This window comes from Paenibacillus antri, assembly GCF_005765165.1.
In the GTDB taxonomy this organism is placed as follows: Bacteria; Bacillota; Bacilli; order Paenibacillales; family YIM-B00363; genus Paenibacillus_AE; species Paenibacillus_AE antri.
On record NZ_VCIW01000018.1, the window covers coordinates 146730 to 162286 of the forward strand.

Annotated in this window: 13 protein-coding genes; 4 read left to right on the forward strand and 9 right to left on the reverse strand. The window is 61.1% G+C overall.

The annotated features are described in order from the left end of the window. Positions 1-3 precede the first annotated feature (3 nt). From FE782_RS23355 to FE782_RS23370, 4 genes are all read right to left on the reverse strand, one after another. A complete protein-coding gene (locus FE782_RS23355) occupies positions 4-1803 on the reverse strand; it encodes a helicase-associated domain-containing protein (protein ID WP_138196758.1) in 1800 nt (599 codons plus the stop codon). Continuing rightward, entirely contained in the window at positions 1800-3524 is a 1725-nt protein-coding gene (locus FE782_RS23360) for a DNA repair helicase XPB (RefSeq protein ID WP_138196759.1), read from the reverse strand. Before FE782_RS23360 ends, FE782_RS23355 begins: the two co-directional genes overlap by 4 nt. An 80-nt stretch (positions 3525-3604) precedes the next feature. Continuing rightward, complete coding sequence (locus FE782_RS23365) at positions 3605-4063, reverse strand: CBS domain-containing protein (RefSeq protein WP_202914590.1); 459 nt, start codon at positions 4061-4063, stop codon at positions 3605-3607. Positions 4064-4110: 47 nt separating this feature from the next. After that, positions 4111-5262: a M20 metallopeptidase family protein gene (locus FE782_RS23370; protein ID WP_138196760.1), complete on the reverse strand. Its 1152-nt coding sequence runs from the start codon at positions 5260-5262 to the stop codon at positions 4111-4113. Positions 5263-5429: 167 nt separating this feature from the next. On the opposite strand from FE782_RS23370, the gene FE782_RS23375 reads away from it, so the two are divergent. Both FE782_RS23375 and ftsW read left to right on the forward strand, forming a co-directional pair. Beyond that, positions 5430-5774 (forward strand): YugN family protein, encoded by a 345-nt coding sequence (locus FE782_RS23375; RefSeq protein ID WP_138196761.1) that lies wholly within the window; start codon positions 5430-5432, stop codon positions 5772-5774. Positions 5775-5786: 12 nt separating this feature from the next. After that, the gene (gene ftsW / locus FE782_RS23380) at positions 5787-7004 is read left to right on the forward strand and encodes a putative lipid II flippase FtsW (RefSeq protein ID WP_138196762.1); all 1218 of its coding nucleotides are present in this window, start codon (positions 5787-5789) and stop codon (positions 7002-7004) included. Between the two features lie 86 nt (positions 7005-7090). Here ftsW and FE782_RS23385 read toward each other — a convergent pair whose 3' ends face one another. The 5 genes from FE782_RS23385 to FE782_RS23405 form a co-directional block, all read right to left on the reverse strand. Further along, complete coding sequence (locus FE782_RS23385) at positions 7091-7471, reverse strand: Asp23/Gls24 family envelope stress response protein (protein WP_138196763.1); 381 nt, start codon at positions 7469-7471, stop codon at positions 7091-7093. Positions 7472-7582: 111 nt separating this feature from the next. Continuing rightward, a complete protein-coding gene (locus FE782_RS23390; protein ID WP_138196764.1) occupies positions 7583-7882 on the reverse strand; it encodes an Fpa/YlaN family protein in 300 nt (99 codons plus the stop codon). 155 nt (positions 7883-8037) lie between these two features. Then, a complete protein-coding gene (locus FE782_RS23395) occupies positions 8038-8277 on the reverse strand; it encodes an HPr family phosphocarrier protein (RefSeq protein ID WP_138196765.1) in 240 nt (79 codons plus the stop codon). A 70-nt stretch (positions 8278-8347) separates the two neighbouring features. Continuing rightward, positions 8348-9463: an aminopeptidase gene (locus FE782_RS23400; protein WP_138196766.1), complete on the reverse strand. Its 1116-nt coding sequence runs from the start codon at positions 9461-9463 to the stop codon at positions 8348-8350. Between the two features lie 116 nt (positions 9464-9579). Continuing rightward, positions 9580-10998, reverse strand: coding sequence for a sensor domain-containing diguanylate cyclase (locus tag FE782_RS23405; RefSeq protein ID WP_138196767.1), 1419 nt, complete (start codon positions 10996-10998; stop codon positions 9580-9582). A 366-nt stretch (positions 10999-11364) separates the two neighbouring features. Between FE782_RS23405 and rpsD the strand changes: the two genes are divergently transcribed. Further along, positions 11365-11964 carry a 30S ribosomal protein S4 gene (gene rpsD / locus FE782_RS23410; protein WP_138196768.1) on the forward strand — a complete coding sequence of 200 codons (600 nt, stop codon included), beginning with the start codon at positions 11365-11367 and terminating at the stop codon, positions 11962-11964. A 265-nt stretch (positions 11965-12229) separates the two neighbouring features. Further along, on the forward strand, positions 12230-15316 hold the full coding sequence (locus tag FE782_RS23415) for a transglycosylase domain-containing protein (protein WP_138196769.1): 3087 nt from the start codon (positions 12230-12232) through the stop codon (positions 15314-15316). The last annotated feature ends 241 nt before the right edge of the window (positions 15317-15557 follow it).

A 15557-nucleotide genomic window follows, 5' to 3' on the forward strand; every position in this document is an offset into this window, starting at 1 on the left:
GGACTAGGCTTGTTCGGGAACGAGCAGCTGCGCTTCGCCGCAGGCGGACGACGCGACGGTCGCCTCCTCGCCGTCGATGTACCCCTGCACGATCCAATCGGCCCCTACGGGCGTCACCCGCTTCGGCACGAGCTCGACCTCCCGTCCGTCCATGACGAGTCGGACCGACGTTCGCGCATCGATCGCCGTCTCCATCAGATCGCGGACGGTAGAGGCGTGGTACTTCCGCATCGATCGCAGCCACGCCTGCGGCGCGGCGGACAGCCGTTCGCGAAGCGGCTTCGTGCCCGAGGGCGCCGGATCGAGCGGGAACAGCGCGGCGTTGCGGCGCGAATGGACGATGCCGCCGGCGCTCGCGGCCGGCGCGGCCGCGCGCCCTCGAGCCGGCGCTTCGCCGGCGTCCTCGGCGCTCGATGCCGCCTCAGCGGCGGGGCCGCCCGCGCGAAGCGAGAAGCCTTGCCGCTTCAGCGCGTCGGCGAGCGTCTTCGTCATCGAGCGGCGCACGATGAAATCCAGCTCCCCGATGTGCGCGACGAAGCATTCGGACAGCGACGGCTCGCTCTTCAGGTACGCGGCGTCCTCCGCGTTGCGGCACCGCAGCAGCGTCACGTCCTCGAGCGTCAGCGCGCCGTACGCGGCGCTCCATTGGCGCAGCGCCGCTTCCACGGGCTCCGGCACGCCGTACCGGGCGCCGCTCCGGACGACCTCGAGCAGCGCTTCGGCGTCGCGGCCGGAGCCGAGCGCCCGCTCCCAGCTCGCCTTCGTGATGCGGTATCGATCGACCGCGTCGCCCCCGGCGTACTCCGCGCAAGCTTCCAACTCCCAACGGGCTCGGAACGGCGCCGTCGGCGGCACGATCAACTCGAAGTCCGGCTGCGCGTACCAGCCCGTCTCCTCTTCGTCGACGTCGAGCGGCGCCGTCATTCTCGCGGCGAGTCCCTCGCTCGTACTGCCGAGCTCCGCGAACCCGAAGGCGGCGAGCGGCCGCAGCCAATAGCGGGACAACGCTTCGCGCGCCTCGTCCTCCGTTCGTCCGCCCGTCGGCACGCCGGCCGCGAGCAAACCGTCGGCCACGCGGTCGACCGCGTACCAGCGGCCAGGGGTCATGCGACGGAGCGCCGCCCCGCCGTGCTGCAGCCAGACGTCGGTCGGCGTATAGACGTCCCACCACAGCGCCCGGAGCTCGCCCTCGATGTCCGGCAGCGGCTTCGCCAGCCACGCGTCGACGCGTTCCCGGTCGAGCTCCAACGCCGAAGCTCCGTTCCGGACGAGCCCGAGGCGAAGCGCGGCGTCGTACAGCACCGCAAGCGGCTTGCCGAGCTTATCCTGATGCAAATACGCGATGTCGAGACCTGCGAGCGCTTCCTCGGCGACGTCGATCCGAGACGCGAGACGCATCGCGTCCTTCTTCGCGAACGTGCCCTTCTGCGTCAGGCCGATCCCGACGTTCGCGACGTCCGCGAGGAAGAAGAGCAGCAGCTTCGCGAAGCCCGCCTTCGGCTCGTAATTCGGCTCGACCGCGGCGTCGTCGAGTTGGCACGGTTCGCCGACGGCCGGCAAGTAATAGCCCTGCCAATCCGCGAACAGCCCCGGGGCGAGCGCGTGAATCGTCTCCCCCCATGCCTTCCGGCGCGTCTCGACGATGCCGCGCGCGCGAAGCCGCTCGAGGCCGAGCTCGGCCTCGAAGCCCGACACGCGCCCCGGGAAGGCGCGCTCGAGCGCTTCCGCGCCGAACGGCTCCTCCCCGAACCGCAGCACGATCATCTCCAGCGTCTTACGCTCGACGGTCGTCAATTCGTTCATCCCGCTTGCTCTCCTTCCTCCGGCGTCGCGCTCAAGCCGTCCGCCCGCCGTTCGTCCCAGCCGACGCTGCGGTACCGATAGCCTTGCTCGACTAAGAACATCTGCCGTTTCATCGCGAACTCCAGCTCCTTCGTCCCTTCGGAGACGAGCGCGTAGAAGTGCGCCTCGTTATTCCCTTCCTTCGGCCGAAGCACTCGCCCGAGCCGCTGCGCCTCTTCCTGCCGGGAGCCGAAGCTGCCCGACACCTGAATCGCGACGGCCGCATCCGGCAAGTCGACCGCGAAATTCGCGACCTTGGACACGATCAGCACGCCGATCTCGCCCTTGCGGAACGCCGCGTACAGCCGTTCCCGTTCCGCGTTCGGCGTCTCGCCCGTCACGACCGGGCAGCCCAGCTCTTCCGACAGCGCGCCGAGCTGATCCAAATATTGCCCGATCACGAGCGTCGGGTTGCCCCGATGCTCGTCCAGCAGCTGCCGCGCGACGTCCAGCTTGGCGGGATTCTCCCCGGCGATGCGATGCTGCTCCCGCGCGCCGCTCTTCCGGTACGCCTCCAGCGTTTCGCCGCTCATCGGCACGCGCACCTCGGTGCAGTCGACCGTCGCGATCCACCCCTGCGCCTCGAGCCGCTTCCACGGCACCTCGTAGCGCTTCGGGCCGACCAAGGAGAAGACGTCCTCCTCGCGTCCGTCCTCCCGCACGAGCGTCGCCGTGAGGCCGAGACGCCGCGTCGCCTGGATGTCCGCGGTCGCGCGGAACACCGGCGCGGGCAGCAGATGCACCTCGTCGTAGACGATGAGTCCCCACGACCGTTCGCCGAACAGCTTCATGTGCGAAAATTCCCCGTCCTTCGATTTGCGGTGCGTCAGCATCTGGTACGTCGCGATCGTAATCGGCCGCACTTCCTTGCGGTCGGCGCCGTATTCGCCGATGTCGTCCTCCGTCAGCGTCGTCTTGTCGAGCAGCTCTTGGCGCCACTGCTTGACCGACGTCGAGTTCGTCGTCAGGATCAGCGTCGCCCGTCCGAGCTTCGCCATCGCGCCGATGCCGATCACCGTCTTGCCCGCCCCGCACGGCAGCACGAGCACGCCGCTGCCGCCCGCCGCCGCGCCGCCGCGGTAGAACGCCTCGACCGCCTCCTCTTGATAATCCCGCAGGCCGAACGGCTTGCCCGAGGCGCGAAGCGACGGCCGCAGCGCGATCGGCACCGGCTCGCCGTCTTGATAGCCGGCGACGTCGACGACCGGATACCCGAGCCGCATGAGCTCCTGCTTGACCGAGCCCCGCTCGGTCAGCCGCACGGCGATCGTGTGGCGGTGATCCATCGGGCTCGGCTCCCAGTACGACCGCAGCGAATCGTAGGCGGATATCGCCTTGAGCACCTCCGGATCGTCGCAGCGCAGCATCAGCTGCTTCCCTTCCCGCTCGATCCGGACGAGTCCGTACCGGTTGACGTACGCCCGAATATCTTTGACCACGGCGGCCGGAACGCCGAACTTCGCGTACGCGGTCAGCGTCTCGACGATGCTCTCCGCCGTCGCGCCGGCCGACGCCGCGTTCCAGAGCGACAGCGGCGTAATCCGATACGTATGTAACCCGTCCGGGCTTTTGCGAAGGTCGGCGAACGAAGACAGCTTCGGGCGAACCTCGTCGGCCTTCGGATGTCTGGTTTCGAGCAGCACGGTGAAATCGCTCTGCACGATGATCGGTTTATCCTTCATGAAGCGCCCTCCTTCCGACGGGAACGAATAGCAAAAAATCCGTTTTCCCGAAGGAAAACGGAGCCGCAACGTATCCGCATCTAATTTACGCCGATCGTTTGCTTGTGTTTTTCGGAAATTTCGCTGAGCGCGTGTCCCGCTTCTTCCTCCAGCTTGGAATTGACGGCGAGGTCCCCGATCGCCACGACGCCGATCAATTGGTTGTTTTCGACGACCGGCAGGCGGCGGATTTGGTTTTTCGCCATCAGCTTGGCCGCTTCGTCGACCGTCATGGTCGGCGGCACCGAGATGACGATCTGATCGCTCATGACTTCCTTCACTTCCGTAGACCCGGAGTGCTTCTCCGCATAGCCGCGCACGACCAAGTCGCGGTCGGTCACGACGCCGACGAGCTGCTTGCCTTCCACGACCGGAATGAAGCCGATGTCGTGCTGTTTCATTTTCAACGCGATTTCGTAAATGTTATCCTTCAAGGTGACCGTGACGATTTCGGTTTCCATAATATCTTTGACGGTTTTCAATGTCGTTGTAGAGCTCATGGTCATCCCTCCTCCCCCATAGCGTATCCGGGCGGAGGAGAAACCATTCACCGGCGCGTAGCCAAATCGTACAGCAAGTCGACGCTCGTCTCGAGCGCGCGCTCGTCGATGTCGAAGAGAGGATGGTGATGCGGCGCTTTCACTTGGTCGTTGCCGGCGCCGACGAACAGGAAGCAGCCCGGCACCTTCTCCAAATAAAACGAGAAGTCCTCGCCCGCCATCATCGGTTGGCACACGCTGACGCGATCCTCGCCGAGCCTCTCGCGCGCCAGCGACAGCACCCGTTCCGTCGGCTCCGCGTGATTGACGACCGGCGGATATCCGAACTTGTAATCGAGCTCGTATTCCGCGCCGTACATCCGGCACGTCGCGTCGAGCACCTGCTCGAGACGTTCTTTCAAGTAGACGCGCGTCTGCGGCGTCATCGTGCGGACGGTCCCCTCCATGCGGCAATCCGAGGCGATGACGTTGAACGTCGTTCCGGCATGGAACGAACCGATCGAGATGACATGCGGCAAAATCGGATCGCTATTGCGGCTGACGATCGATTGCGCGTTCACGACGAAGTGGGCGCCGATCGTCACGGCGTCGACCGCTTGATGCGGCAGCCCGCCGTGTCCGCCCTTGCCGACGATGCGCGCCGAGAATTCGTCGGACGCCGCCATGATCGGACCCGCCGCGGTATGAACCGTGCAAGCCGGGAACTGCGACCATAAGTGAATGCCGTAAATTTCGTCGACGCCGTCGAGCGCGCCGTCTCGAATCATCGCCTGCGCGCCGCCCGGCGGAATTTCTTCGGCCGGCTGGAACAGCAGCCGAACCGAGCCGGTCCAAGAGTCGCTCGTCTCCGCCAGCCGTTCCGCGGCGCCGAGCAGCGCGGACGTGTGCCCGTCGTGGCCGCAGGCGTGCATGACGCCCGGCACGGTCGAAGCGTATTCCGTCCGCTTCTGATCTTGGATCGGAAGCGCGTCCATGTCGGCGCGCAGCGCGATGCGCTTGCCCGGTCCCCGGCCGCCGTCCATGTCGGCCACGACGCCGTGCCCGCCGACGCCGGTCCGTACGCTCCATCCCATCCGCCGCAGCTCGCCCGCGACGAAGGCGGCGGTTTCCTTTTCCTCATAAGATACTTCAGGGTGCCGGTGCAGATGGCGCCTCCATGCGATTACCTTGTCCATCGTTTCTTTGCGCGTACCGTTCATGCTCGTCCGTCTCCTTCCGGGGTTCCGATTCCACGTTAGTTCCTATATTAACAGAATTGTGCTTTTCATCGTTCAAATAAGGTTGCGTTCCATGGTTTATTCATAATATCATGAGGTTGTCGCTTTCCGCGACCTTGATGCGTATTAGGTAACAGGAGGAATGCAAGTTGATTATCGACGACAGCGGGTTGAAAGGCCTTCAAGCGGAGCTCGCCGATCTGGACGAATCGTCCGAGAAGCTCGGCTTCGTCCGTTGGCAATGGGAATATTACCGCGCCACGTACGATCTGAAGATCGAAGACCAACCGAACCGGGAAGACTATTTCCTGCGCATTAACACGAGAGCGGTCGAAGGCAAGCTGGAAAATCCGTCCGCCGTGCTCGCCGTGGAGGACGTCTATATCGGACGGGCTTCGTTCCCTCACGGTCTCGATTACGAATCCCCGATTCCGGACGCGATTCTGAAGAGCGCAAAGCAGAAGCTGGCGGCGTTGAAGCAGCTTCTCGCCTAACGGGAGCGACGGATGGAGCGCAGAGGAACGCCTGACTTCTTCTTGCTGCTGATGACCGTCCTTCTCGTCGGCTTCGGGATCGTCATGGTGTTCAGCGCCAGCGGACCCGAAGCCGCGACGCAATACGGAGACGCCCTCTGGTATACGAAGAAGCAGATCATGGCGGCGGCCCTCGGCGCGATTCTGATGCTCGCGTTCATGAACATTCCGTACTTGAAGTGGAAGCGGTTATACCTCCCCTTCTTCATCGGCGTGTTGGGCTTGCTTCTATTCGTGCTGACGCAGCCCGCGGGGGACAAGCCTCGCAGCTGGATCGACCTCGGCGTCATGTCCGTCCAGCCCGCGGAGTTCGCGAAGTTGGCGATTATCGTATACCTCGCGACGATCATCACGCGCAAGGGCGAGAAATTCGAACGGTTCCGCAACGGACTGCTGCCGGTCGCGCTCATGGTCGGCATCGTCGGCGGTCTGATCATGCTTCAGCCCGACTTCGGCTCCACCGTCGTCTTTCTGTTCTGCAGCGCGATCGTCATCGTCGCGGGCGGCGCGAACATGAAACACCTGTTTCTCGGGCTGATCGCGTTGGCCGTCGCCGGAACGTTGTTTTTCGGCGGCCAGCTCCTGAACCGCGGAGACGACGGCTCGGGGCGGGAGTATCAATTCAAGCGGATCGAATGTTATTTGGACCCTTGGCAGGATACGCAGAACTGGTGCTGGCAGCAGGTGCAGGCCGAGATGGCGTTCGGGCACGGCGGCGTCGCGGGCGCGGGCTTCGGGCAGAGCGTGCAGAAGCTGTTCTACTTGCCCGAGGCGCAGAACGACTTCATCTTCGCCATAATCGGCGAGGAGCTCGGTTTTCTGGGCGTGACCTTGTTTTTATTGTTATACCTAGCCTTCCTATGGAGGGGCATTATCGTGTCGCTGCGCTGCTCCGACCCGTTCGGCACTTTGATCGGCATCGGCATCGTCGGCATGTTCGGCATTCAGGCGTTCATCAACATCGGGGGCGTCACGCGCACCATTCCGATGACCGGGATCACGCTGCCGTTCATCTCGGCGGGGGGCTCCTCCCTGCTCGTCAGCCTGATGAGCATGGGCTTGCTCCTAAGCATCTCCCGAGATACCGGCCAGGTCCGCGACAAGTCGTCTTCGTCCAAGCCCGGGGAACGCCGCAAGCCGATGAAGAAAGCGTCGTCCCGCGTGCCGGAGCACGTTCCGATGATTCGATGATAACTCCAACGTACGAAAAGAAAAGCTGCCGGATCGGCAGCTTTTCTCGTTGTCCTCGTATTCGGCCATTCATCGGATCCGGCGATTTATCGTACCCGCATGGGCGGCGGCGCTTCTTCCGGTTCTTCGTCGGGCAATTGGACGCCTTCCACCTTCACGTTCACTTCGACGACCGTAAGGCCCGTCATCGTCTGTACGGCTTCCCGTACGCGCTCCTGGAGCTGCCAGCAAACATCGTGTATGGCGACGCCGTAATGCACGATCACCCTCAGGTCGACCGCCGCTTCCCGTTCGCCGACCTCCACGGATACGCCTCTCTGGGCGTTCTTCCCGGACAATCGCTTCGCCCATCCTTCCGAAATGCCGCCGGACATCGCCGCAATCCCCGGCGTATCGAGCGCGGCCAACCCCGCCACCGTGGCGACGACGTCGTCCGAAATCCGAATGATCCCGTTACCGTCCGTCATGGCAACCCCACCTCTTCCCGTTAGCTGTATTTCCATTGTAAAGGGTTTCCGGGCGGCCTGCAACCGACCTTTACGGAAACAAAAAAACGGCCCCTGTCCGGGACCGATTCGTTACGAGCTCGCGTTTTGGTTAATGGCCAACGCCTCGTACAGCTGCGCCAAATTGCGTTCCAGCTTCGCGAGCAGCTGCTTGCCGTCCGCTTCCTCCAGAAGTCCGGCGCGCACGGCGAAATCGATCTCTCTCGAGAGGCCGTACATCTGCGTGTCCAACACTTCCTCGTACAACGGGCACTTGCGCGTCGCCAAGTTTTCCATCTGTACCTGAATGAGCGTCTCTATCTTATTCGCATCCTCTTGCAGCAACTGCATCGCCTTGTGCGAGAGTTCGAGCAATAAATCCGAAGATGACATGGCCTGATTTCCCCCTACCGGCACCGATGATACTCTAATATTAATTGAAAACGGCGGGACATACAAGTTGGGAAGAGATGCTACTCTTCGAAAAGGCGAAAACGACCGCCTGCCGGGAACGGCCTGCGGTCGTCGATTCTTCGTCGCTTCTTGTCTTACGCCTTAATGCTGAGACCGTGCTTGGCGAATACTTCGATCATCGCCTTCTTCGCGTCCTCTTCGTCGGGACCGTGCACGTGCAGCTCGTAGTCGTTATCCGACACCAACGTCGTGAACAATCCGAGGATGCTCTTCACGTCTATGTACTTGTTATCGAATTGCAGAACGATGGACGATTTAAACTTTCCAGCGGTTTGTGCGATGTCTACGATTGCAGCGTTCTTGTTATTCGTCAACGTCGTCGCCTCCCATAATGTGACAGCTTTCCTTTATCATACTGCCGCCCTGCGCAGGAATCAAGAGGCTTTATTTCAAGCGCTCCGGATTGAGGCCTTCCAGCTCCGGAACTACGAATCGTCCGTCCTTGCGGATCAACCGATCGTCGAACCAAATTTCGCCGCCGCCGTACTCCGGCCGCTGAATCAGCACCAGGTCCCAGTGGATCGAAGAGCGGTTGCCGTTGTCGGCTTCCTCGTACGCTTGGCCCGGGGTGAAGTGGAGGCTCCCGTCGATCTTCTCGTCGAACAGCGTATCCTTCATCGGGTGCTGAATGTACGGGTTGAAGCCGATGCTGAACTCCCCGATATGGCGCGCGCCTTCGTCGTTGTCGAGAATGTCGTTCAGCTTCTTCGTGTCGTTGCTCGTCGCTTCTACGATCTTGCCGTTCTCGAAGCGGAAGAAGATGTTCTCGAACGTAATGCCCGAGTAGACGCTCGGCGTGTTGTATTGAATGGTGCCGTTGACCGAATCGCGAACCGGCGCCGTGTAGAGCTCCCCGTCCGGCAAGTTCTTGTCGCCGACGCACTTCACGTTCGGAATGCCCTTGATGGAGAACGTCAGGTCGGTGCCCGGCGAGACGATGCGAACTTTATCCGTCTTGCTCATCAGCTCGGACAGCGGATCCATCGCCTTCGACATCTTCTCGTAGTCGAGCGTGCAGACGTCGAAGTAGAAATCTTCGAACGCATCCGTGTTCATGCCCGCCTGCTGCGCCATCGCCGGACTCGGGTACCGCATCACGACCCAACGCGTCTTCCGAACCCGCTGATCGAGATGCACCGGCTTGTAATACGTCTTCTCGTACAAACCTAATTGTCCGTCCGGAAGGCCGGACAGCTCGCTCGCGTTCTCCCCGGAACGAATGGCGATATATACGTCCATGTCTTTCATGCGCGCCAGATCGAGCTCCGCCCAATGCTCCAGGTTTTCCTTCGTCATCGACTTCAGCATCGTCCGCTGCACCGCGCGATCCGTCAACTGCACGTACGGATGGCCGCCGGCCGCGTGCACCTCGTCGATCACGCTCTTCAGCAGCTCGCGCTCCGGGCCGATCATCTCGATCAATACCCGCTCGCCCTTCTGCACCCGCGTGGAGTAGTTCACGATCGTCTTCGCAAGTTTTATAATTCTAGGGTCTTTCAAGAGAGGTTCCTCCTTCGGCAGTCGCAAGGCCCGAGGGCCCATACGGCTTCCATTGTAGCATAGCCGTTTTCCCCCTTACAAACCGGAAAGGGAAGCCCCTGAAGCGGACCTCCCCGTCACCCTACGCGGTATTGATTTTTCCCGTTGTGCTTGGCGGAATAGAGCGCCATGTCGGCTTTGTAAAACAGCGTCTCGACGCTCACCTTCTCGTCCGAGCGGCTCCATTCCGCGATGCCGCACGAGACGGTGACGGACGGGTCGGTCTCGCGTTCGACGCGGCTGCGGATGCGCTCCGCCACCCGCTCCGTCTGCTCGAGCGTCAGCTGCGGCAAGTAGATGGCGAGTTCTTCGCCGCCCCATCTCGCCGCGATGTCGGTATCCCGGATGCAGGAGCGCACGATCGCGCTCACTTGCCGTAAGATCTGGTCGCCGATCTGATGGCCGAACGTGTCGTTCACCTGCTTGAAGTTGTCGATGTCGACGACGATCAGCGATCCCCGCGCGTCCTTCTGCTGCATCGAGTGCACTTGTTCGTCCAAATAACGGCGCGCGTAAAGTCCCGTCAAGTTATCGGTGATCACCATCCGGTTCAGCTCGGCGTGCAGCTGCGCCTTCATGATCGCGAGTCCGATATGCCCGGCCAGGAGCAGCAACAGTTTATAATTTTCGTACGTGAAATAATTCGGTTCCGCATGCGTCACGAGCACCGCCCCGACGACTTCCTCGTTTACGAGGATCGGGGAGGCGATCAGCGAGCGCGACCCCGTCGAGTTCATCAGCTTCGATTCGATGCGCGCGTTATGCGAGTAATCGGACACGATGACCGGTTCCTTCGTGCGATGCAGCAAACCGACGAAGCCGTAATCGATCTCGAACGTATCGCTGAGCATCTCGCTCAGGTTCGTCGCCTGCACGACGAAGGCGCCCTCCTTGCGGTCGAGCTCCAGGATGCATGCGAAGTCGGCTTGGAAGACGTCGATCAGTTCCTTGCAGGCGTATTGGAAGATGTCCGACACCCTGAGGCTCTGATTGAGGCGCTTCGTGATTTCGTTAATCAGGCGCAGCTCCGTCACGAGCAGATTCGACTGCTCGTACAGCCTGGCGTTCTCGAACGCCGCGCCCGCCGTCTCTCCGATGCCGACCAACAAGTCGATGTCCGGCCGGTCGAGCGGCTTCGAGTCCGCCCTTACCTCCAGAACGCCGTAGACGCCTTGCTTTCCGATGAGCGGCACCGCCGCCGCGAACGTCGGGATTCCGCGCTCGTCCGCATCGCCGGCCGGGTAGCCGAGGACGGGCTTGCCCTCCATGAACGCCCGCGTGCACAGATCGTTCCCGTCATGCCGGAAGACGAGCGGCAGGATCGGAATATCGGAAGGCGTCGTGTCTTGAGACATATATACTTGAGAGACGGCGAACGGGAAGTGCCCTTGGAGCGACGACACGATATGCTTTAATACGCCGTCCGTCGTCTGCTGCAGAAACAACGTGCGGCTTAAATCGAACATGGATCGATAGAAACTCTCGCTTCCTCCCATCCGCCTTGCCTCCTCGCCTTGCCGATAAGAACCTTCGCAGCCTTTATCTCTTTCTCTCAATATTGTACTATATTTTCGCGACGGGTTACATAGAACGAGTCCGAAAAACCGATTTTTCGCCTGACTTGTATTTCCCTTGACATCATCGATTCTATTCACGTAGAATATATAGTCGAGTACGTAAATCGGACCCCTTCGCGGTACCCTTTCCTGAACGCCTTACCGAGCCAGCGGCTGAACTCGCTCGATAAGCGCATTTCGCGCGCGCGTGCAGGCGCTAAGTGCCGGAACGATTGCGGAAGCCTATATGAACAATCAAGGTTTCTAACCCCAATAATTTTCCAAGACAAAGGAGCAACACGAACTATGGCACGTTATACAGGCCCCAAGTTTAAATTGAGCCGCCGCCTCGGCATTTCCCTTAGCGGAACAGGCAAAGAATTGAAGCGTCCGTTCCCTCCGGGACAACACGGTCCGGGACAACGGAAGAAAGTCAGCGGCTACGGCGTTCAATTGATGGAGAAGCAGAAGCTCCGCCACATGTACGGCTTGAACGAGAAGCAATTCGCGAACTTGTTCGAGAAAGCTTCCAAGATGGCAGGCATCACAGGCGAAAACTTCATGATTCTTCTCGAGAGCCGCCTGGACAACCTCGTGTACCGTCTCGGCTTCGCGAACTCCCGCGCGGGCGCTCGCCAGCTCGTCTCCCACGGTCACGTTACGGTGAACGGCAAGAAAGTCGACGTAGCTTCCTACCTCGTGCAGACGGGCGACGTCATCGGCCTTCGCGAGAGAAGCCGCAGCCTCTCTTCCGTGAAGGAAGCGATCGCGAACCGCAACTTCTTGCCGAACTACCTCGAATTCAACGATGCGGCTGTCGAAGGCAAATTCGCCCGCATTCCGGAGCGTTCCGAGCTTCCGCAAGAAATCGACGAGAAGCAAATCGTCGAGTTCTACAGCCGTTAATTTTCGAAAACCGGCCCCGCCGTCGCGGGCGCCGGTTTTTTTTCTGCGCTCGCCCCTCCTCCCCGCCGCATCCGTCCTCGTCGATTCTTCCGCTTCTTCCCCCTATGTTTGAAAATGCCCCGCCGTCCTAGGTCCGTTCGCCCCTTTCAATCCCGCGATCCTATGGTATTTTAGAAGTGTCCGGTCGACAAGCCGGATGCGAACGGTGACCAATCCTGCCGTACTATGTTATAATGTGGGTGGAATTTGGGGAGGTACAATACATATGTCCGATACGAACGAGAAGTTTCCGGGGGCCGAACAAGCCGAGCCGGCGACGCCCAAGAAGAAGCGCAAGCGAATGCCCGTCGCGGCGAGAGTCGCCCTCTCCGCCGTCAAGTGGACGTTCCTGCTCGGCGTCGTAGGCGCCGTCACCGCCGGAGCGGCCGTCACCGGTTACGTCTCCGCCCTGGTGCGCGACGACGAGGTCCGCAGCCGGGAGACGATCCTCGAAGAGATGCAGCATAACTCCGAAACCGGATTCGTCTATTTCCGCGACGGAACGATCATCGGCCAGCTTCGCACGGAGGAAGACCGTCGATTGATCGAATACGAGGATATCCCTCAGATCGTGGAAGACGCCGTGCTCGCGACCGAGGACGAGGATTTCTACAACCATATCGGCGTCGACTTCATGAGCCTCGCCCGCGCGGTGAAGGAGAAGGTGCTGAACGAAGAAGTGCAGACCGGCGGCAGCACGATCACGCAGCAGGTCGCGCGCCGCGTGTTCCTGAACTTGGACCGTACCGACAGCCGGAAGTTCAAAGAAATTTTCCTCGCGCTGCGGCTCGAGCGGTTCATGACGAAGGAAGACATCTTGGCCGCCTATTTGAACAAGATTCCGTTCGGCAACGGAGCCTCCGGGTACCAGGTGTACGGAATCAAGGCGGCCGCCACCGGCATTTTCGATAAAGACCTCGACGACTTGAACATCGCGCAAGCCGCTTACTTGGCCGGTCTGCCGCAATCGCCTTCGACGTATTCCGCGTTTACCGGGAAGGGCGAATTCGACGAAGAAGGCTTTAAGGAAGCGAGAGAGCGTCAAGAGCTCGTGCTGCATCATATGAAGCGGACCGGCAAAATCACGGACGCGCAGTACGAAGAAGCGCTCGCTTTCGACATCAAGGCCAGCCTCGCGAAGCCGAAGAAGAAAGCTTATTCCACATACCCGTATTTGATGCTGGAAGCCGAGCGCCAAGCCGCCGAGACGCTGCTTCGCCAGAGCAATCCGGAGCTCGGTCCGGAAGACATGCGAAAGCCCGAATATCAGGAAGCTCTGAAGGACGCGCGGGAGATGCTGCTGCGCGGCGGGTATAAGATCTACACGACGATCGACAAGACGGTGTACGAAGCGATGCACCGCGTCTCGGAAAATCCGGAGATGTTCACCAAGGATCACGAGAAGAAGGGCGTCGAACAAGTCGGGGGCATTCTGCTCGACAACGACACCGGCGCCATTCTCGGCATGATCGAAGGACGCGACTTCTACTTGGAGCAGCTCAACCATGCGACGCAGATGCAGCGCCAGCCGGGCTCCGCGATGAAGCCGATCGCCGCCTACTTGCCGGCGATCGAGTCGGGCGCCATTCAACCGGCGTCCATTATCGACGACGTGCCGCTCATTTTGCCGGACGGCCAGAAGGGCGTGCACATCCCGAAAAATCACGACGGCCGCTACCACGGGCTGCTGACCGCTCGGGAAGCGTTGAACCAATCGTGGAACATTCCCGCGATCAAGCTGTTCCTCTATGACGTCACGATCGATAAGGCGTGGGAATTCGCGAAGAAGCTCGGCATCTCCTCGCTGACCGAGAGCGACTACCATGCAAGCACCGGCGTCATCGGCGGCCTGCAGTACGGCGTGTCGGTCGAGGAGCTGACGAACGCCTACTCGACGATCGCCAACAAGGGGCTGTACGCCGACGCGTATTTCGTCGAGAAGATCACCGACTCGGCCGATAACGTCGTCTACAAGCATGAACCGAAACCGGAGCGCGTCTTCTCGGAACAGACCGCTTATCTGATGACGGATATGATGCGAACGGTCATCACGAACGGGACGGCGTCGAGAGTCAAGAGCCGGTTCGAGCATGAAGACAAGGTGCCGATCGTCGGGAAGACGGGAACGACGTCGGACAACTACGACCTCTGGTTCGTAGGATACTCCCCCGACGTCACGCTCGGGATCTGGATCGGATACGATCAGCCTTCTACGTTGACGGAAGCGAATCGCGCGAAATACGTATGGGCGGACGTCATGAACGAGCTGGTCGCTTCGAAGTCGGACCTGTTCCAAACCGAGGCGTTCGAGAAGCCCGAAGGCATCGTCTCGAAGACGGTATCCCGCGTATCGGGCTTGCTTCCGAGCGAGCTTGTGACGCAGGAGAAATTGACCGTGACCGACATCTTCAACCGGGAGTATATCCCGACGAAGCAAGACGACGTGCTGGGCCTCGCCGACGTCGTGCTCGTGGACGGGAAGGCGTATACGCCGCAGCCCGGAACGCCGGCCGATATGGTCAAGAAGATGCGCGTCGTGCGCCGCGAGGAGCCGATCGGCGATCTGCTCAAGCGGATCGAAGAAGCGCTCGCGAAGCTGCCGGAGAAGAGCCGCCGGCCGATCGAATCGTACCGTCCGACGGACGGCTACGGCGACGCTCCGAGCGAGGTCGATCCTCGCTCGGAGAACGGTTTGCCGCCGGCGGCGCCTCCATGGGTAAAGCTGACGAAGACGGACAAGGGCGCGCAAGTGCAATTCGGCGCCAGCTATAACGGCGACGTCGCCGGATACCGCGTCTTCCGTTCCGTCGACGGCGGTCCGTTCCAGCCGCTTCCGGAGAAGACGATTCGCACCGGAGAGACGCTCAGCTTCGTCGATCAGACGAGCGCGGACCGCATCTACGGATACTACATCGTATCCGTCGACATCGCCGGGCGCGTCTCCGAGCCGAGCGAGGTCGTCTACACGGGCGATCCGTTCCCGCTGTCGCTCGGGGAAGGCGATGGCGCACCGCTCGAGCCGCTCCCCGGCGACGAGGCGGCCGACGCGCCGAAGGCGCCGGGCAAGCCGTCCGCGAAGACGCGGGACTTGGGCGTTCGTCTCGAGTGGACGCCCAGCGCCGCGGCGGATCAGGTCGACGAGTATCGCATCTACTACGCGCCCGAGGAAGGCGGACCATATAACCAGATCGGCGTCTCCGGCAGCGCGGAATTCGAATTCCTGTCGCTGACGACTGCCGGGTGGTACCGAGTGACGGCCGCGAACTCGGCCGGAGAGTCCCCTCCCTCCGCCGCGGTGCAATTCAAACCGTAATCCAACGAAGAAGAGGCTGTCCCAAAAGTGGGTAAAATCCATTTACGGGTAGCCATCCCCCTATGAAAAACTTGAAAACGGTCGGTCAGGATGGTCTATTCCTGATCGACCGTTTTCACTTTTTGGCTTATTGCTGTTCGCTTAAGGAGGTTACGGACGAGTGAAAGCCACCCGACCTCCAAGCTCTCTTTTGGCAAGCTTCGAAGATTCCAATTGGGTTTAATGACGACAGGCGGCTCAT